This is a genomic window from Bifidobacterium hapali, from assembly GCF_002259755.1.
In the GTDB taxonomy this organism is placed as follows: Bacteria; Actinomycetota; Actinomycetes; order Actinomycetales; family Bifidobacteriaceae; genus Bifidobacterium; species Bifidobacterium hapali.
In genome coordinates this window covers 104,409-122,655 of record NZ_MWWY01000005.1, presented here as the reverse complement: position 1 = coordinate 122,655, position 18,247 = coordinate 104,409, and the positions used below count along the sequence as shown (strand labels likewise).

Below are 18,247 nucleotides of genomic sequence, written 5' to 3'. Positions count from 1 at the left end.
GCAAACGAATCTAATACGAGCCGGCACGCAATATATCGCTGAACGACCAAATTACATGCCGAATCCGATCAAATTCAGCATACCGACCGACCTCCAACCATGTGGTGCGATATGCGGTAAGCCACGATTCAAGTTGCGCAGCCAATTGATCACGCTCAGCTTGTAATGCAGCTATCTTCATTGGATTATCATGATCAATACCATTGTCGGATGGCATAGCCAGCAACATTACGCCCAGCTGGTTGAATAGTCGCTGCCCGTCAATGAGCACACGTATAAATGCTAGGTCACCGGTCAAACCGCATTCGCAGCACTGCAGTCGGCGATTAGCATCTTGCCATGATTTAATTTTCTCAGCATGAGCTTCCAATAGACGACGTCGAGCAAGAGCACACCCTACACCACGTTCTAACGACACAGTTCCAGCATGACTACGTTCCACATAGTCGGCAACGTCATCATTAATCATGCCATTGCCAGCATCGAGCTCAAGCCATTGCACTGCAAGATCCCACGGGAAGGACACGCATTGCGACGCTTCACACAGCACGCTCATCAAGTCGGTCGACAACGTACAAGAACATACATGTTCGCGCGATTCTGAGCCAGTCGACGAACCATGTGCAGCAGACAGCGTCGGTAAAGCCAACGTTGACACGCGGCAATTCATGTCCTCAAATTCGACTGAACCGGGACTCCATGCTTGCTGTGCCCCGTAGCACATTGCAGGCACACTCATACGAGGATCGTTAATAGCTCCGTAATCACCCCAGTCAGTGACGAGCAAACCATACGCGCCATAATGCAGACCAGCTTGTGCCATGTGCAGTATGTTCAACCACGCGCCTTCATAATCTGGCAAGAATCGACTCCACGCGCGTACTGCTGGGCATACGATTTGCGTCCGGCCAGTGCGAGCAATCCGTACAATACGTTCCTCGTCAATCTCAGGCTCGTACATCCAGTTGAGCATAATAACGTCATCTGGTAGCAGATCGAGCACATCCGGTGATTCAAGCGCTATATCAGCCCAGAGCATCGGCCGACGCCCCATGCCTTCTAACGGGTCGCACAATCCCGCTACGAATCTCGCATATAGGGCACTCTTGCCGCTCATCGCGCCAACCGTTGCGGACTGGCCTCGACCGAGGTCGAAAGTTTCATCGCCACCGATGTTAAACAGTCGAGAACGATACAACGACGCATATTCGCCAATCAGCCGTTGAGCAAATGCTAATGCTTGCGGATCAGCAGCATTGAGCGTGTGATGTTCCATACGCTCAATGAATCCAAATGGACGATCTGCTTGTTCAGGAAACTCGCCAAGTTCCCGATGTGATCGTGAACGCAGGTTCATGTACATGTGACCGAATGTGGCAAGTGATGGAACTAGTTCGATACCAAGTCGCGCACAGTATTCATCAAATTGCACAATGTCATCAGCAGTGAGTGGATCAGAGCCACGCCATGCTTCAGCAAGCTCGTCAAAAGCAAACGTATGCTCTACATAGAGTTGGAGTTGATTGTATTTGTAGTAGGCAAGCTGATCAGCAAACCACATGAGGAACGCAAGCGTTGGCACGCGCCCACGCGTCACATCGAGACTGTAGCCACGCAAAGCAAACGCTGGTTTATCATCAACAAGCATGCATGGCACACGACCATTCGATTGGTGCAGAATCTGACGTAATGTCTGCACACCGTAGCGCAGTCCTTCTAATCCACCGCTTTTCACGTGTACACGAGCTGCAGTTGCGACTCTGACATGTTCTTGTTGATCTGTGGCTGGCGTAATCTCGAGCGTATAAGCGTTGGACGCGCGCGATTGGTCGATGTCTAGCACAATCACGGTGCTATCGAGCTCGGCCTGTTCAAACACAGTATACTGACGTGTCGATGACCGCACCGGGATGCCGAGAGCGTCGCACTCGCTTTGAATCTGTTCGATTAACGTTACGAGTGTGTCTGCAATCGCAGTGAACGGTGTAGTTGATGTCGTCCATGTGATTATCACCTGCGAGCCAAGCGGCACTATTTCGTCAGCATATGTTACTTGTGTGGGCTGCGGTATGAGAGCTAGCTGTTGAGCATCGTCTCGACCGTGATTGTGTTGTGTACTCATGATCATTCCTTGAGTTATGAATAATCTGTAGCTCGATTACTTTCCCAGATGGTTGGGTTATTTGACGGCTCCGGTGGTGACGCCTTTCATGATGTTGCGTTGGATGATCATGAAGAAGATCACGACGGGTAGGGAGAAGATAACGGATGCGGCCATCTGTCCGCCGAAGTCGGTGCCCATGGTGGGTGTGGAGAACGAGGACAGCCACACGGGCAGCGTGTATTTGGACTGGTCCTTCATGAACGTGTACGCGGTCATGTAGTCGTTCCACGCGTTGATGAACGCGAACACGGACGTGGACACGATGCCGGGAGCTGCCAGCGGGAAGGTGATCTTCCACAGGATCTGCCAGTCGTTAGCTCCCTCGACAGCCGCGGACTCGAAGATATCCTTGGGGATGTTGAGGAAGAAGCCACGCATGTTCCAAATCGCGAACGGTAGAACCATCGCGATGTACGCGAGGATCAGACCACTGTACTTGTTCAACAGGCCGAACTGGTTGAAGATGATGAACTGCGGGATGATACCACCCGAGGTCATCTGGATAGCCAAGACGAACACCATGATCGCCTTGCGGCCGCGGAACCGGTAGAGGGTTAACGCCGCGCACGCGAAGAACGCGAGAATGATCGACAGGACAATCGAGATGGCGGTGACGATCACACTGTTCTTGAGGTTCGTCAGGAACGAGGTTTGGGTGACGGCCACCACGAAATTGTCCAGTGACAGTTTGCCGGGCCAGAACACCGGGGTTTCGGTCATGATCTGGTTGCGTGGTTTGATCGACGTGACGAACATCCAGTAGACCGGGAAAATCCACACGATGCAGAATATGACGGCCAGGATGATCGTGCCGATGCGGCGGATTTCCGTGGAAGCATTGCGCTTGGCACGCGGAGCGGCAACGCGGTTTACGGTTGTGGTGTTCATGATCACAGGTCCTCCCCGGATTTGAGCAGGTAGCGAATATACACACTCGTCAAGGCGAGCAGGATGATCGTGACCAGCACGCTCGCGGCGGCACCAGTACCGATATCGAACGACACGAACGCTTTCTTATACGTGAAGATACCGATCGTCGCGGTCGTCTCCCGCGGCCCACCTTGGGAGATGAGCCATATCTGGTTGAACACGTTGAAGTCCCAGATCACCGACAACATCGTGATCACCATCAGACTCGGCTTGATCAGTGGTACGGTGATCTGCCAGTAGCAGCGCAACTTCGAACAACCATCCAACTGAGCTGCCTCAAGACAGGACTTATCCACCTGCGTGGTCGCCGCATACAGGTTGATCGCGATATACGGCACGGCTTGCCAGACAATCAACAGCCAGATCTCCAGGAACGTAAGCCACGTGTTATCCGTCCACGACAGGTTCGTCACATCCCCAAACAAACGAGTCTGAGTCAGCAGCCAGTTGAACACGCCATAACCCGGCTGGAACAACCACTTCCACACCACCGAGGAGGCAACGTTCGGCATGGCCCACGCGAAAATCAGCACGAACGTGACCAGCCAACGCATCACCGGCCCCAATTTAGTCATCAACTGAGCCACACCCATACCAGCCAGCACGCTACCAGCCACGAGCACGGCCGTGAACACGAACGTGCGGGCAAGCGCCTTATAGAACTCGGGGTCCGTCAGCACGGTCTGGTACTGGTCGAAGCCGACGATGTTGAATGATCCAGTGAACAGAGTCTTCTGATTGAAGTCCGTGAACGACGTGAAGATCAAGAAGATCAGAGGGACCACGACCAGCGCGAGGATGATCACACCGGCCGGGGTCAACAGCCACACAGGCGTCAAATTACGGCGACGTCTCACCGCAGGAACGGCTTGCGCCGTCGATTGAACCATACTCATGACAGTTGTTCCCTACTACTTCGAGTACAAGCTGTTCGCATGATCATCGAACGATTTGGCCGCCGTTGCCGCGTCCTGCGAACCGGTGGCGATGTCCTTGAAAAACTGCAAGGAACCGTCGTTCTCGATGGTCAGCCACTGCGGCGACGCCGGCGTTGCCTTGGTGCGCTTAGCGGACTCGAAGAAGCCAGTCAGGTATGCGGGAAAATCGTCAGACGCCATAGCCTTATCAAGACCTTCAACATAGTTGGGCATCCAGCCATCCTTGCCGAACACGTAATCACTCTGAATCTCGGGACTTGCAGCGATCTTGATCCACTTGACCGCGAGATCCTTGTTCCGGCTTTTCTGCGCGACACCCCATACCGAGCCAGCCATCATGGACGGCTGACTCTTACCACTCAAGCCCGGCATCGGGAACGAACCCAAATCATCGGCCTGAATATCATGATTGAACTCGCGAATAGTACGAATACTCGCACTGTTATTGATAATCGCACCCACCTTGCCTTCGGCCATAAGCTGCGAAATATCGGGACTATCCGTGTCAAGCGCACGAGACGCCTCGGACGACCACTTGTGCTGGAACTGGACCCAATCATCAAGCCCCTTCAAAGACTTCTCGCTGGACAAACTGCTAGACCACGCACCATCATGTTGCTCGGCAAAATCACCGCCCGCATCCCAAATCCATTGAACAGCAGACTTCCAATCACGACCCGGCAAATAGAACGGGGTGAAATCACCACCGGCGTTCGCATCCTTGAGCTTCTGCAAATCCGATTCCAACTCCGCATACGAAGTCGGAGCCTTGTCAATACCCGCCGCAGACCACACCTTCTTGTTGTAAACCACCGCACGAGCCGCACCTAGCGCGGGGATGCCATACAACTTGCCATCAATAGTGGCCGGCTCCTCAAGACCAGACAGCCACGTGTTACCCTGACGAATATCGTCGGCATACTCCGTCAAATCCATAATGCCACCACTATCAGCAAAACCCGCCACCTGCGTGTTACCAAAATCGATAACATCCGGCGGAGTGTCGGTAGACAGCGCAGTCGTCACCTTGGTATTGATATCAGTCCACTGCTGCGTCTGAACATCAACCTTGGCACCCGTCTCCTTGGTGAACCTATCATTAATCGCCTTCAACGTATCCGCACTCTGATCACCCTGCATAACCCATACCGTCAGCTTGCCGCCAGACTGTGCATTATTGGTGGTCGATGATGATGGCGCTCCCATAGAGCAGCCCGCTAAGAACAGTGCAGACACTGTGGCTAATGCTCCCGCTCGTGCAATTCGTGCACGACGTCCGTTGACGTTGTTGTTCATAGTTATCCCTTTCCGTCCGAATCATTCTGCGATAGAGCGAATCGGCCGTCTTCTTTGACTACGGTGAACCTTACTTTGGTTTGTTGATAGTATTTTCGTAAACGTTTACAAGCATGAGAATAACACTGTTGTAAAGGTTTACAAATCTATGGCGTGTCGGAGCAGCGCACCAGACCATGAACAAACTCACATAGTCCTCGCGATACAATCACCAACAGGAAGCAGCAATAGCATGGTCATACGAAAGGACAGTCATGACTCTTGTCAGCGAAGACAACACTGAGACACTCAACGCGCCAGCTATTGCCCAACAGTCTGTCGAGCCGACGCGTAAGCCTACCATCATGGACGTCGCAGCAGCCTCTGGCGTCTCCTACGCCACCGTGTCGCGCTATCTCAATGGCAATCCGCATGTGTCCGCCAAAGCAGCCCGGCGTATCGCCGCAGCCGTCAAAGCCACGCAGTACACGCCTAATAATGCGGCACGATCGTTGGTACGGCAACGTACGCAAACCGTCGCCTTCGTTGTACATGGCGAAACAGATTCCATCATCACAGATCCAAACATCAGCACCATCATGGTCACCGCTAACCAACGACTTGGCGACGCTGGATACCAGCTGGTCACGCTGATTGCAGACACGCCGCAAGCATGCGAGCGCATCGCGCGTCTGGCATCGAGTGGATTTGCAGACGGCTGGATTCTCAACTCATTTCATACCGATGATGCGCTCTTCAACACATTCCGCGAGCTGAACGTCCCTATTGCCATTTCGGAAGTTGGATATGGCTCACAATCACCGTTTCCAACCGTTGACATCGATAACGCAGCCTCTTCGTGCGCATTGACTAAACATATGCGCGACAATGGTTACCGACGTATCGCGTATATTTGTGGACCAGATTTTCTTCCCTGCTCAACTGAACGTCTTGCAGGGTTCAGAACTGTTATGGGAGATGATTTTGACCCGTCACTGGTCGTCTCCGCCGCTGACTGGAGTCGCGGCAGTGGAAGCGCTGCTATCGAACAACTACTGTCCCGTCTAGCCGAAGGCTCCTCAAATAGACCAGCTTCGTCACTACTCGCCGATCATCACATCGACGCTCTCATGTGCGGTAATGATTGCATTGCAGTTGGTGCCATGCAGTATCTGATGTCGCACGGCGTACGTATTCCTGACGATCTTGCTATTGCTGGATTCGACGATAGCCCAGATGCGATCTCGTCGCATCCGCAATTAACTACCGTACATCAGCCGATCGAACAGTTCGGCATTTGCATGGCTGACATGGTGCTCGATCAGTTGGAAGGTCGTACTCCACAACGCATTCACATGCTAGACACCACTGTGATCGAGCGTGAGTCGACAGCTCGGTGAATCTCGCCGAAAGCGTATGGATATTGCACTACGCCTAGCGCACGCGCGACAATACAGTTATGACCAATGATCTGATTCATAACGACACCGTTGACACGTTACTCAATCGTCGTTCCATCCGCGCGTTTAAGCCGGAAGCAATCGACGACAACACTATTGCCACGCTGGAAACTGTCGCACAACATGCCGCGTCCAGCCAGTTTCTCAACGACTGGTCGGCGATTCGCATCACCGATGATAATCTCAAGCAGAAACTCGCTGAAATCGGACATCAACAGTACATCGCAACTGCTCCCCTACTGTATGTGTTCATTCTTGACGAGCATCGCAATGCGGCCATCGCACGCGCTAAGGGCGTAGATACCGACAGTGACGAATTCACGCTTAATGGCAGTTACCGGTTTGCACAAGCACAGAATGATGCCGTACTCGCGCTGCATGCGATGGAAACTGCCGCATATTCGCTTGGCCTTGGCTGTGTGATTCTCGGTTCGCTGCTCAATGATGTCGCCTCGCTTATCGAGCTTATGAATTTGCCTGAATACACGTATCCTGTGTTGGGTCTGGCGATTGGCAAGCCCGATCAGGAGCCTGCAATTAAACCGCGTATGCCGCGCACAATGCAGTTCTTTGAGAACACGTATCCATCCGATGATGACGCAACGCTTGCTCCATTGGCGGCATTTGATAAGAGCGTGCACGAATATTACGATCTGCGTCACACTGATCGTCCGGTAGACGCGTTTAGCGATCAGATTGCGCATAATGCGACGGCGGATATGGCTGGTCATGCGATGGGCTCGCATGTTGCTGCACAAGGGTTCCGACTCGATCGTTAAGATCATTGCTCTATTCCACCAATTTTGACATTGCTTCTTTCCTTAGCTCCCCTTGTCAGGGGAGCTGTCAGCAAAGCTGACTGATAGGTAGTTCGCAAGCACATGTCAAAGTTGGTTTAACAAAGCCGAGGAAATGTCAAGGTCAATTCTGGTGTAACCGAGTGAAGCTAGGTGAAGTACGTTTCGGCGGGTCGCATACGGGCACGCCTATACTTAGCCCAATGAGCAATACATTTGTTATTCGCAATATCGCCAACGATGATGGGTCAGCGCTGATCGGCGATCATGGTGCGCATGTTATCAACTGGGCTCCGAGCGGGCAGACGTCTGTAATCTGGCAGCCGAAAGCGGTGCGACTGTGTGCACAATCAGCAGTACGCGGCGGTATTCCCGTGATCTTTCCGTGGTTTAACGCAGGGTTTGCCAACGGTCAGCCGACTAATAAAACACCACGGCATGGGTTCGCGCGATTGAGTTTCTGGCACGTTGACAAAGAAAGCATGACTGATCGGCATATTCAGTACACGCTCGATACGGATGACGTTGATGCTGCGCTGCTTGATCAGATTATTTCTGGCGCGAATTCGCGATTCCACGCCGCATATGATGTAACGGTAGGCACTGAATTGACAGTCGCACTGACCGTCACGAACACTGGTGACGATTCGCTGGTATATGAGTCAGCATTGCACACGTATTTTCACGTGGGTGATGTGACTTACGCACACATACTTGGGTTGCGCGGTGCACATTACTTGGATGCGACTGTAGATGGATTCCCAGAACGCGAACAGTCAGCGGATGCGGTAACGTTTAACGGTTCGCCAGTTGATCGCGTATACGATACGACTGATGAGCTGCAGATTCACGACGATGTACTTGACCGTACGATCGTTATCGAAACTGCAGGATCGTCGCAGACGGTGGTATGGAATCCGGGAGCCACAATTGAAAGCGGCAGTAGCGATCTCGGTGAAACAGAATGGCGTGATTTCGTGTGCGTAGAAGCGGCAGCATGTCGTGATCATGCGGTGACGCTCGCACCGGGAGCGTCACACACGCTCAGCCAAACCATTCGATTGGTTTAACACAGCAAGCAGCAAGGCTGTTTGTTTCATAGCAACGTACTACAATGACTGGGCGATGGGACAGTCGAATCAGCAGAAGCAATCAAACAAAACACGCAATAAGCAACGCGGCAGTACCACTATGCGTAGCCAGAAGACACCCAAAAAACGCCCAGTCAAAAACTCTCGCGGCGCATCCAGTACACGCGCTCGCACTCGTCGTACCAACAGCAAGTCATCATTCAATCCCGCACAATGGTGGCATCATGCGACGATCGGGCAAAAAATCAAAGCATCTCTAATCTCACTCGTATCGATCGTCATCATCCTCGCCTTAACGACAGTCACCGTACGCGTTGTCCAGTGGCGTATCGACTTGAATGCTGCTGAAGCGAGACAGTCGCAACTGGTTAAAACCTACGATTTTGATCCGGGTAACATTATCTCAGATGGCCAGTTTTTCAACGCAAACGCGATGAGCGAAGCCGAAATCCAGTCGTTTCTCAACGAGCAAGGAGCCGCATGCTCGGGTAATCACTGTCTCAAATCGAAAACCTTCGATACAAGCAACCAGCCAGCTGACGAATACTGTGCTGCATACCAAGGTGCCAAGCATGAAACCGCAGCTGCCATCATTTACAAGGCCGGCAAAGCGTGCGGTATCAGTCAAAAAGTACTGCTCACCGTTTTACAGAAAGAACAGCATCTCGTCACTGCAACCACTATCACTGATTTCCAGTACAAAGCTGCAATGGGGTTAAGCTGCCCAGATGACGCAGATTGCGACCCTGAATACGCCGGCTTTTTCAATCAAGTGTACGGTTCAGCGAAACGTTACCAATACTATGTTGCGCACGAAGATCGTTACGGATATCATGCGCATGCGCTCAACTATGTACGGTATCATCCGAACGTCAGTTGCGGTGGTACCGATGTATTCATTGAGAACAAAGCAACCGCATTACTGTATATTTATACGCCGTATCAGCCGAATGATGCAGCGTTAGCGGCTGGCGTTGGCGAGGGTGATTCCTGTTCCAGTTACGGTAATCGTAATTTTGCAATCATCTACCAAAGCTGGTTCGGCGCAATGCGCTAATACCCTAGTATTCACTGCTGAGTGGCAGCAGGCAGAAACCGTCCGAGCGCTAACGTAATCGCCACCGCACCCAACGCAAACAATGCACCGAAGGGGCCAAGCCACGTCAAACCAAGGTGATCATTCACCAAACCGCCTACAGCCGAGCCAATTGCAATACCAATGTTGAACGACATGGAATTCAGCGATGCGGCGAGATTCATCGAACCGGGGTGTGACTCGGCAGCAACATCCATGTACAGAACCTGTGATGACGCATTAAACAAGTACATGAACATGCCGAGCACGATTAGCAATATCGCACCGTAGAACGGAATCACACGAGCCAATGCAAGCGAGCACAGCAACGCTGCATGGGCAAGGAATACCCAACGCAAGTGATACAGCGGCTCAACTCCCCTGCCACGTTCAGCGAGCTTGCCAGCGTGCAAATTACTCCACAGGCATGCAACACCGTATACCACGAGTCCAAGGCTTAAGAACTGTTCAGGAATGTGGATTTCATCGCGCATAATCGGCGTTAAATACGTGTAAAACACGTAGCTGGACGCCGCACCACACACCACAGCCAGTACACCAAGCCAGATACGACGGTCAATAAACAAGCGAAACTGACGCACGAATCCAACCTGCATCATATGACTATTTCGTGGCAAGACAACCACCATAGATACGATAAGCGCAAGCGTTAACACATCGATCAAATGGAACGCCCAACGCCACCCGAATGTGTTCGCAATCCATGTTCCTACCGGCACACCAACAACCGAGGCGATCGAAAAACCAGAAAAAACCCATGCGATGAACTTGGTACGGTACTGGTCAACAGTCACATCAGGCGCATACGTCATAGCAATCGCAACAAGCGTGCCCGAAACCAGCGCGATCATGATGCGAGCAACCACCAGTACTGCATAATTTGGCGCAAATGCGCACAATATGTTTCCGACAAGGAACACAGCCATCAACGTAAGATGGGTGGCGAATCGCGGAAAACGTGCCGAAATAGCCGAACCAAGTGGTGTAACTGGCGCATACACGAATGCAAATAGCGACACGAGATTGCCAACCGTCACTTCAGAAACTGACAATCCTCGCGCAATGTCAGGCAAAATACCAACAACAATGAATTCGCTCATGCCCAGCATAAAGCTGATAGAAACCAGTACAATCACTGGAAGCGTAAAAAAGCGGGTGCCACTGGCACCCGCATTCTCAGTGTGCGTCATGAGACGTATTGTACAACTTGACTACACTTGACTACGCCGCAGATTACAGCTTAGGCAAGTACGTCTTAAGTTCGTACGGCGTGACCTGATGACGATACGCTTCCCATTCCTGCCGTTTGTTGCGCAGGAAATATTCGAAAGCATGCTCGCCCAGCACATCAGCCACGAAGTCGGACTTCTCCATGATCTTCAACGCCTCGTCAAGCGACTCTGGCAACGGCTGGATGCCCATCGCTTGCCGTTCAGCATCGGTGAGCTCCCACACATCGTCACTCGTCGGCTCGCCAAGCACCATCTGCTTGTCAATACCGTCAAGGCCAGCAGCCAACAGCACTGAATACGCAAGATACGGGTTCGCAACCGGGTCAAGTGCGCGGAACTCCATACGAGCTGAATTACCCTTGCCAGGCTTGTACTGCGGAATACGCAGCAATGCAGAACGATTGTTGTGACCCCAGCAAATATAGCTCGGAGCTTCGTTACCGCCCCACAGACGCTTATACGAGTTGACATATTGATCAGTAACCGCGCAAATCTCCGCCGCATGGTAGAGAATACCGGCAGCAAATTGGCGAGCCGTCATCGACATGTTGAACTCTTGACCAGCCTCATAGAATGCGTTCGCATCGCCTTCAAACAGGCTTAAATGCGTGTGCATACCCGAGCCAGGTGCGTTAGCCAAAGGCTTCGGCATAAAGCTGGCATGAATACCACGCTCAAGCGAAATCTCCTTGACTACCGTGCGGAACGTCATAATATTGTCCGCCGTTGTCAACGCATCTGCATAACGCAAGTCAATCTCGTTTTGACCGGGACCAGCCTCGTGATGCGAATACTCCACCGAAATACCCATTTGTTCGAGCATATTGACGGTGGCGCGGCGGAAATCCATGCCTGGGCTACGCGGCACATGGTCAAAATAGCCGCCCTCATCAATTGGAGTCGGGGCCTTCGACCAATCATCCTGATGCTCAAACAGATAAAACTCGATCTCAGGGTGTACGTAGAACGTAAACCCTTTCTCCTTCGCCTTGGCGAGCGCACGCTTAAGCACGTGACGCGGGTCGCCGAGTGACGGCTCCCCGTCCGGCGTGAGAATGTCGCAGAACATGCGCGCAGTACCCTGCGGACCGCCGCGCCACGGCAGGATCTGGAACGTTGACGGGTCAGGTTGGACGATCATATCGTCTTCCGACACGCGGGTCATACCTTCGATTGCCGAGCCATCGAAGCCAAGCCCTTCCTCAAACGCTGCCTCCAATTCGGCTGGCGCGATTGCCACGGACTTGAGCGTACCCAGCACGTCGGTGAACCACAACCGAATGAAGCGCACGTCGCGTTCCTCGACCGTGCGCAGCGCAAACTCCTGCTGTTTATCCATAGCGTCCTATAGTTCCATCCGCGTGTTACGAAGTTCGTTAACAAACCGGATATCGACAATATTGCACGATCATGCGAGTCGTGATCATATGTGTTTTGTTTATCGATACATACCGTATAGTTGTGGTATGCCAGTTTGTTTTCTCTCCGTTTCTGTTCGTTCATGTGCACGATTCGTAAATGTCATCTCCCGACACGCGGTAAGGTAGTGCGTGTGAAAGAAAGTGAGAGCAATATTTTGCGTTCGGCCGACGCCGACCACCCGATTATCGACATTCGTTCGTGGCATCAGGCTGGTTTACCCGCCGAACGCGCACAAGCAGGATTGGACCGTCGTTTCCGCGTGCCACTGGAAAGCCACGCGTTATGGCAGGTCCGTGAGAATCGCAGAGATGTGATCGGACTGTTGGAAGAACAGTCGCGCGAACGCGTGCAAGACCTCATTCCTCTGCGATACCAGCGCATGAGCGTGTCAGCGTTCACGTTTTACCGTGGTACTGCGCTGATTATGGCGAACGATTTGGCGCGCACACCAGTCACTGGCATTCCAGTGCAAGCGGTTGGCGACGCACATATTGGCAATTTCGGCATGTTCCGCTCCCCTTCACAGCGTCTCGTGTTCGATATTAACGATTTTGATGAGACGACAACCGGGCCGTGGGAGTGGGATATTAAACGCCTCGCAGTTTCAGTCGAAATCTGCGGTCGAGCGAACGGTATTCGTGAAGCGCAACGTACGGCTGCAGTGAAACGTTGCGTACATTCGTATCGTGATCATCTCAAGCAGTTCTCTCAGATGGACTATTTGGACGCTTGGTACGATCACATTGATGTTGAGGCTGCGCTCGATCACTATGAGCGCACGATGAGTGGTAAGCGTAACCGGACGTTGCGTGACGCTGCGGCTCGCGCTGAAGTGCGTGACTCGGATCATGCTGCTGCCAAACTGACGTATCGGGATGGTGACAGGCTACGTTTCCGTTCAAAACCTCCGGCATTGACTCCGATTTGTGAGCTTGATGATTACGCTGATCTTAACGCACTTGAGGAGCGTATTCAGGAGTTGTTTGTTAGCTACCGAGACAGCTTGTACGAGGACCGCCGACATGTGTTGAGTCATTACACGTATAACGATACTGCTCGTAAAGTCGTGGGCGTTGGGTCAGTAGGCACGCGTGCGTGGGTGTCGATTCTAACCGGACGCGATATTGATGATCCATTAATGTTGCAGATGAAAGAGGCCAATGAGTCTGTACTTGAACGGTTCGTGGGCCGATCAAAGTACGCGACGCATGGTGAACGCGTGGTACAGGGGCAGAAACTTATTCAGTCGACAGCAGACGTGTTACTTGGCTGGGCGAGTTTCATGGCTGAGGATGGCCACAAGCGCGATTATTACGTGCGACAGTTCTGGAACGGTAAAGGTTCGATCGACATTGATCATCTCAACGATTTAGCACTGTCTGATTTGGGACGTATGTGCGCGCGATGCCTCGCTCATGCGCATGCGCGTACCGGAGACCGTATCGCGATTGCTTCGTATGTGGGCGATGATGAGACATTTGACGAGGCAATCGCGTCGTTTGCATCATCGTATGCTGATCAAAATGATGCCGATTATGCGTTGTTTAAGCAGCTGATTGCGTCTGGCGAACTGCCTTGCGCGTAAGTTGTGCGGCAGCTGCGCTGATAGGGGCCAAAGCTCTGTCTCAGAGCTCCCCTTGTTAGAGTAACTGGTCGGGTTGGATTCTAGTGGCTCCCCTTGTCAGGACAGCGCCGTTAAGCAAACAGCAGAGCTGTTTGTAGGCGCTGTGCGAGCCGACAGGCGAGTTAGCAAAACGCGCGCCTAGCGCGTCTTCAATTGCAGAGGAGCCACGCGCATATGCAAGAAGGACTAACGGGCGACGTTAAGAGCTTCTTCGAGGGTGAACGCCCGAGCGTAGAGCGATTTGCCAAGAATGGCTGAATCTACGCCGAATGGTGCAAGTTCTTTGATCGCGCGCAAATCATCCAGACTGCTGATACCACCCGACGCAGTCACCTTGGCATCGGTACGTTTAGCCACTTCGCGCAATAACTCAATATTCGGCCCTGACATCATGCCATCGCGCGCCACATCGGTGACGACATATCGAGAGCAGCCAACCGAGTCAAGGAATGCCATCGTCTCGAACAGATCGCCGCCTTCCTTCACCCATCCGCGAGCAGCCAACGTGTGACCGCGCACGTCGAGTCCAACAGCCACACGCTCACCATACTTGCGAATCACCGACGCCGTCCAATCAGGATTCTCAAGTGCTGCGGTACCAATGTTTACGCGTGTTGCTCCGGCTTCAAGTGCCGCATCGAGCGATGCATCATCGCGTACACCACCGCTCATTTCAATATTGACTCGATCGCCAAGTTCGTGAACAATCTGACGCAATTGAGCACGATTATCGCCAGTACCAAACGCAGCATCAAGATCAACAAGATGAATCCATTGTGCACCAGATTCAACCCACGTACGCGCAGCATCAAGCGGTGAACCGTAATCTGTTTCTGACCCAGATTCACCTTGGCGCAAACGTACAGCTTTGCCATCACGCACGTCAACAGCAGGTAGAAGAGTGAGCGACATAATATGACCTTTCTTATTTAGAATGTGGCAATCCAGTTCTTCAGCAGCTGAGCACCAGCTTCCGCAGACTTTTCTGGATGGAACTGTGTAGCCGATAACGGACCTCGTTCATAAGCGGCCACGAATCGGCTGCGACCGTAATCACACCATGTCACGTGTTCAGGTACATCGCCAAAATCAATATCGAATCGGCTCAGATCGGCAGGCTGTACGTCCATCGCAGCATACGAATGCACGAAATAGAAACGCTCATGCTCTACGCCGTTCATCAGTACGCAATCAGATGGTGCGTCCACTGTATCCCAACCCATGTGCGGTACTACATCAGCGTCAAGTAGTTCGACACTGCCATTAATAAGGCCAAGTCCAGCAGCTTCATGACCCCGTTCCCGACCTCGTTCAAACATGATCTGTTCGCCTACGCACACACCAAGTACCGGTCGACCAGCCCGCAGACGATCCGTGACAACACGATCACCAGACATCTCTTTAAGACCAGCCATACAAGCCGCGAACGCACCAACGCCGGGAACAACCAAACCGTCAGCTTCAAGCGCCTGACGATAATCGGAAGTTAACGTCACGTCAATACCGAGATTAGCCAGTGCACGCACCATAGAGCGCACATTGCCGAATCCGTAATCGAACACCACCACTGAGGTCATGAGCTGAGGTCTCCTTTACTTGTTGTACGTCACGCTCGTTCTACCGCGGCATCACACAACTCTTGGGTTTACACGTTGCATTACTGAATACTGGAACCATTGCGTCCAAATTTTGTATGCTCAGCCAGAATATGCATCGCATCATCTTGACTCAGTTCTGACGATGACATACTTTCGATGCCTTGCTGATGTAACGCATCGAGATCGCTAATGCCGAGCATGAGATCTTCAACGAACGATGGCGTAGCACTGAACAAGATTGGTGGAGCAAACGTTTGGGTGGGCTTGCCTTGCAAATACAGTGTCGCTTCGAGCTTGTCTGCACGATTCACTGCAAGAATGACACTCATGCCGGATACGACGGTTGTTATATCACGAGCTGCTGCCTCTGGACTATCCCCATCGAGATGAGAAAGTACTGCGATTGCGCCTTGTGGCGAACCAATGCAGTCTGCCGTGATGTCAGACAATTGGCAAAATGCAGCAAGCAATTGAGCTGAAGCAATACGAGTGATAATCACTGCAGCCTTTGCCTTATTGCCAAGCAATCCGGCAAGCTCATCCTCAAACTGCGAAGAGATATCTGTCTGTTTGTCGGCAGGAGCGGTATCAGCGGAAGCATCATCATAACCACTATCGCCACTGTTATCGGAAGTGGTCTCGTTATCAGCATCCTGAAATTCTTGCTCAAATCCAGCAAGCGCCGCTTCGAGTTCCTCGTCGCTGAAATGCATGTCGTCTGCATTGAAATCATCCGAATGAGACTCAGCGTTCTTTGACTGATCGTCATCCTTGGAAATATCGTCGCTCATCACAATGCACCCTTCGTGCTTGGAATCAGTCCTTCGATACGCGGGTCTGGTTCGACAGCAAAACGCAATGCTCGTGCTAGAGCTTTGAACTCTGCTTCCGCAATATGATGCGGATCACGACCAGCAAGGACCTGCATATGCAAGCAAATTCCCGCATGCAAAGCAATGGATTCCATAACGTGACGGACGAGCGAGCCGGTAAAGTGACCGCCCATCATGCAATATTCAAAACCGTCAGGTTCTCCAGTGCACACGCAATATGGACGTCCTGAAATATCGACGACAGCCTTAGCAAGCGCTTCGTCGAGCGGCACTGTGGCATCAGCAAATCGACGAATGCCACGTTTGTCGCCAAGTGCCTGCTTGAGCGCCTCACCGAACACAATAGCCGTGTCTTCGACCGTATGGTGCACGTCAATATCAGTGTCGCCCCACGCTTTGATGGTTAGATCAATCAGCGAATGTTTGCCGAGCGCGTTCATCATATGGTTATAGAACGGCACAGACGTGTCGATATTAGTTTGTCCGGTGCCGTCGAGGTTTAACTCAAGGTCAATATGTGATTCACTGGTTTCACGGATGATGTGTGCAGTACGTGCCATGTCATCACTCCTTACCCTTAATCGCAAGTATTACTCACGTTATTCACGTTCCACGATTCGTAGCACTTGGGTGAGTGCTTCGCGGAATTGTGCCATTTCATCATCAGTACCCATGCATACGCGCAGCCATCCGTCCGGGCCGACGACACGAATAAGGATGCCACGGTTAAGCAGTTCGTCGAAGATACGCTCTCGTTTGTCAAAGTGTCCGCCGAAAAGTAGGAAGTTGGATTCCGAAGCGGCAACTTCGAGCGGCTGACCTTGGTAAGTCTGTGTTGCAAGCCATACAGCAGTTTGCTCGCGAATATCGCGCAAATGAGCTACTCGGCTGAGTTGTTCGTCAGTATGCTCGAACGCGGCTAGTGCTGCAGCTTGCGTAATGGCAGACAGATGATACGGCATACGCACAATGCGTACACAATCGATAATGCCCTTGGATGCGGCAAGATAGCCTACGCGTGCGCCCGCGAAAGCAAACGCTTTGCTCATAGTACGGCTGACTGCGAGGTTAGCATACCGATCAATGAGGGTGACAGCGCTTGGCGTGCCGGGATTGCGAAATTCGATGTACGCTTCGTCAACGACCACAATCGGGTGTACACCTTCAGCAGCGCCAGACACGTCTGCGTGCTCACACACGTCGAGGATGCGTTCGAGATCAGCCGTTGGTAATGGAGTGCCAGTTGGGTTATTTGGGCTGGTGAGAATTACCATGCTGGGTTTGATCTCTTGGATCGCTTCGATAGCTGCATCCACATCCAGTGTAAAATCGGCGTTGCGATGAGCAAGTTTCCAACCAGTGAACGTGTCACGCGCATATTCGGGATACATAGAGTACGTGGGGTCGCATCCGAGCGCAGTACGCCCCGGTCCGCCGAAGGCTTGGAACAGTTGAAGCATAATCTCATTCGAACCGTTTGCACCCCAAAGCTGATCGACACTAAGATGAGCGCCAGATTCTTGAGCAAGGTAATCAGCAAATGCTTGACGCAAAGCTACATGTTCACGGTCAGGGTAACGATTGAGCGTATGCGCGATCTCGCCGACACGACGTGCGATTGTAGCGCAAACATCCGGATTCGGTTCATACGGATTCTCGTTAACGTTGAGACAGACCGGCACGTCGAGCTGCGGAGCACCATATGGAGTCTCACCGATCAGATCGTTGCGCAGCGGCAAGTTTGCCAGAATCTCGTTCGTTTCTTGAGTCATGTTCCTCCCCTTTTC

General features: G+C 52.2%; 16 protein-coding genes. 5 read left to right on the top strand and 11 right to left on the bottom strand.

The annotated features are described in order from the left end of the window. Positions 1–10 precede the first annotated feature (10 nt). From BHAP_RS01135 to BHAP_RS01120, 4 genes are read right to left on the bottom strand one after another with little or no spacing between them, the layout of a single operon-like run. On the bottom strand, positions 11–2,122 hold the full coding sequence (locus BHAP_RS01135; protein ID WP_094728798.1) for a beta-N-acetylhexosaminidase: 2,112 nt from the start codon (positions 2,120–2,122) through the stop codon (positions 11–13). A gap of 57 nt (positions 2,123–2,179) precedes the next feature. Then, on the bottom strand, positions 2,180–3,052 hold the full coding sequence (locus BHAP_RS01130; RefSeq protein ID WP_094728796.1) for a carbohydrate ABC transporter permease: 873 nt from the start codon (positions 3,050–3,052) through the stop codon (positions 2,180–2,182). 2 nt (positions 3,053–3,054) lie between these two features. After that, entirely contained in the window at positions 3,055–3,990 is a 936-nt protein-coding gene (locus BHAP_RS01125; protein ID WP_169713138.1) for a carbohydrate ABC transporter permease, read from the bottom strand. Between the two features lie 15 nt (positions 3,991–4,005). Further along, on the bottom strand, positions 4,006–5,328 hold the full coding sequence (locus tag BHAP_RS01120) for a sugar ABC transporter substrate-binding protein (protein ID WP_094728794.1): 1,323 nt from the start codon (positions 5,326–5,328) through the stop codon (positions 4,006–4,008). Between the two features lie 254 nt (positions 5,329–5,582). Between BHAP_RS01120 and BHAP_RS01115 the strand changes: the two genes are divergently transcribed. From BHAP_RS01115 to BHAP_RS01100, 4 genes are all read left to right on the top strand, one after another. After that, entirely contained in the window at positions 5,583–6,707 is a 1,125-nt protein-coding gene (locus BHAP_RS01115) for a LacI family DNA-binding transcriptional regulator (protein ID WP_094728792.1), read from the top strand. Between the two features lie 71 nt (positions 6,708–6,778). Beyond that, positions 6,779–7,546 (top strand): nitroreductase family protein, encoded by a 768-nt coding sequence (locus BHAP_RS01110; RefSeq protein WP_211279661.1) that lies wholly within the window; start codon positions 6,779–6,781, stop codon positions 7,544–7,546. A gap of 221 nt (positions 7,547–7,767) precedes the next feature. Then, complete coding sequence (locus BHAP_RS01105; RefSeq protein ID WP_094728788.1) at positions 7,768–8,634, top strand: D-hexose-6-phosphate mutarotase; 867 nt, start codon at positions 7,768–7,770, stop codon at positions 8,632–8,634. Between the two features lie 55 nt (positions 8,635–8,689). Then, positions 8,690–9,712: a hemagglutinin gene (locus BHAP_RS01100; protein WP_244569208.1), complete on the top strand. Its 1,023-nt coding sequence runs from the start codon at positions 8,690–8,692 to the stop codon at positions 9,710–9,712. Between the two features lie 11 nt (positions 9,713–9,723). On the opposite strand, the gene BHAP_RS01095 is transcribed toward BHAP_RS01100, so the two are convergent. Together BHAP_RS01095 and glnA are read right to left on the bottom strand one after the other, a co-directional pair. Continuing rightward, the gene (locus tag BHAP_RS01095) at positions 9,724–10,941 is read right to left on the bottom strand and encodes an MFS transporter (RefSeq protein ID WP_094728786.1); all 1,218 of its coding nucleotides are present in this window, start codon (positions 10,939–10,941) and stop codon (positions 9,724–9,726) included. A gap of 43 nt (positions 10,942–10,984) precedes the next feature. Next, positions 10,985–12,322, bottom strand: coding sequence for a type I glutamate--ammonia ligase (gene glnA, locus BHAP_RS01090; protein WP_094728784.1), 1,338 nt, complete (start codon positions 12,320–12,322; stop codon positions 10,985–10,987). A 162-nt stretch (positions 12,323–12,484) separates the two neighbouring features. Between glnA and BHAP_RS01085 the strand changes: the two genes are divergently transcribed. Continuing rightward, positions 12,485–13,990 carry a DUF2252 domain-containing protein gene (locus tag BHAP_RS01085; protein ID WP_094728782.1) on the top strand — a complete coding sequence of 502 codons (1,506 nt, stop codon included), beginning with the start codon at positions 12,485–12,487 and terminating at the stop codon, positions 13,988–13,990. 225 nt (positions 13,991–14,215) lie between these two features. Here the strand turns inward: BHAP_RS01085 and priA are convergent, their stop codons facing one another. From priA to BHAP_RS01060, 5 genes are all read right to left on the bottom strand, one after another. Then, a complete protein-coding gene (priA, locus tag BHAP_RS01080) occupies positions 14,216–14,941 on the bottom strand; it encodes a bifunctional 1-(5-phosphoribosyl)-5-((5-phosphoribosylamino)methylideneamino)imidazole-4-carboxamide isomerase/phosphoribosylanthranilate isomerase PriA (RefSeq protein ID WP_094728780.1) in 726 nt (241 codons plus the stop codon). A gap of 17 nt (positions 14,942–14,958) precedes the next feature. Then, the gene (gene hisH / locus BHAP_RS01075; RefSeq protein WP_094728778.1) at positions 14,959–15,606 is read right to left on the bottom strand and encodes an imidazole glycerol phosphate synthase subunit HisH; all 648 of its coding nucleotides are present in this window, start codon (positions 15,604–15,606) and stop codon (positions 14,959–14,961) included. Positions 15,607–15,686: 80 nt separating this feature from the next. Further along, on the bottom strand, positions 15,687–16,418 hold the full coding sequence (locus BHAP_RS01070; RefSeq protein WP_094728776.1) for a hypothetical protein: 732 nt from the start codon (positions 16,416–16,418) through the stop codon (positions 15,687–15,689). Further along, entirely contained in the window at positions 16,418–17,020 is a 603-nt protein-coding gene (hisB, locus tag BHAP_RS01065) for an imidazoleglycerol-phosphate dehydratase HisB (RefSeq protein WP_094728774.1), read from the bottom strand. The genes BHAP_RS01070 and hisB overlap by 1 nt, the downstream gene beginning before the upstream one ends. Positions 17,021–17,059: 39 nt before the next feature. Continuing rightward, entirely contained in the window at positions 17,060–18,232 is a 1,173-nt protein-coding gene (locus BHAP_RS01060; protein WP_094728772.1) for a histidinol-phosphate transaminase, read from the bottom strand. Positions 18,233–18,247: the final 15 nt, after the last annotated feature.

Bases quoted from the DNA above. Each gene is read 5' to 3' on its own strand.
- BHAP_RS01135 (WP_094728798.1), bottom strand. From the start codon at position 2,122: ATGAGTACACAACACAATCACGGTCGAGACGATGCTCAACAGCTAGCT.
- BHAP_RS01130 (WP_094728796.1), bottom strand. From the start codon at position 3,052: ATGAACACCACAACCGTAAACCGCGTTGCCGCTCCGCGTGCCAAGCGC.
- BHAP_RS01125 (WP_169713138.1), bottom strand. From the start codon at position 3,990: ATGAGTATGGTTCAATCGACGGCGCAAGCCGTTCCTGCGGTGAGACGT.
- BHAP_RS01120 (WP_094728794.1), bottom strand. From the start codon at position 5,328: ATGAACAACAACGTCAACGGACGTCGTGCACGAATTGCACGAGCGGGA.
- BHAP_RS01115 (WP_094728792.1), top strand. From the start codon at position 5,583: ATGACTCTTGTCAGCGAAGACAACACTGAGACACTCAACGCGCCAGCT.
- BHAP_RS01105 (WP_094728788.1), top strand. From the start codon at position 7,768: ATGAGCAATACATTTGTTATTCGCAATATCGCCAACGATGATGGGTCA.
- BHAP_RS01100 (WP_244569208.1), top strand. From the start codon at position 8,690: ATGGGACAGTCGAATCAGCAGAAGCAATCAAACAAAACACGCAATAAG.
- BHAP_RS01095 (WP_094728786.1), bottom strand. From the start codon at position 10,941: ATGACGCACACTGAGAATGCGGGTGCCAGTGGCACCCGCTTTTTTACG.
- glnA (WP_094728784.1), bottom strand. From the start codon at position 12,322: ATGGATAAACAGCAGGAGTTTGCGCTGCGCACGGTCGAGGAACGCGAC.
- BHAP_RS01085 (WP_094728782.1), top strand. From the start codon at position 12,485: ATGTGCACGATTCGTAAATGTCATCTCCCGACACGCGGTAAGGTAGTG.
- priA (WP_094728780.1), bottom strand. From the start codon at position 14,941: ATGTCGCTCACTCTTCTACCTGCTGTTGACGTGCGTGATGGCAAAGCT.
- hisH (WP_094728778.1), bottom strand. From the start codon at position 15,606: ATGACCTCAGTGGTGGTGTTCGATTACGGATTCGGCAATGTGCGCTCT.
- BHAP_RS01070 (WP_094728776.1), bottom strand. From the start codon at position 16,418: ATGAGCGACGATATTTCCAAGGATGACGATCAGTCAAAGAACGCTGAG.
- hisB (WP_094728774.1), bottom strand. From the start codon at position 17,020: ATGGCACGTACTGCACACATCATCCGTGAAACCAGTGAATCACATATT.
- BHAP_RS01060 (WP_094728772.1), bottom strand. From the start codon at position 18,232: ATGACTCAAGAAACGAACGAGATTCTGGCAAACTTGCCGCTGCGCAAC.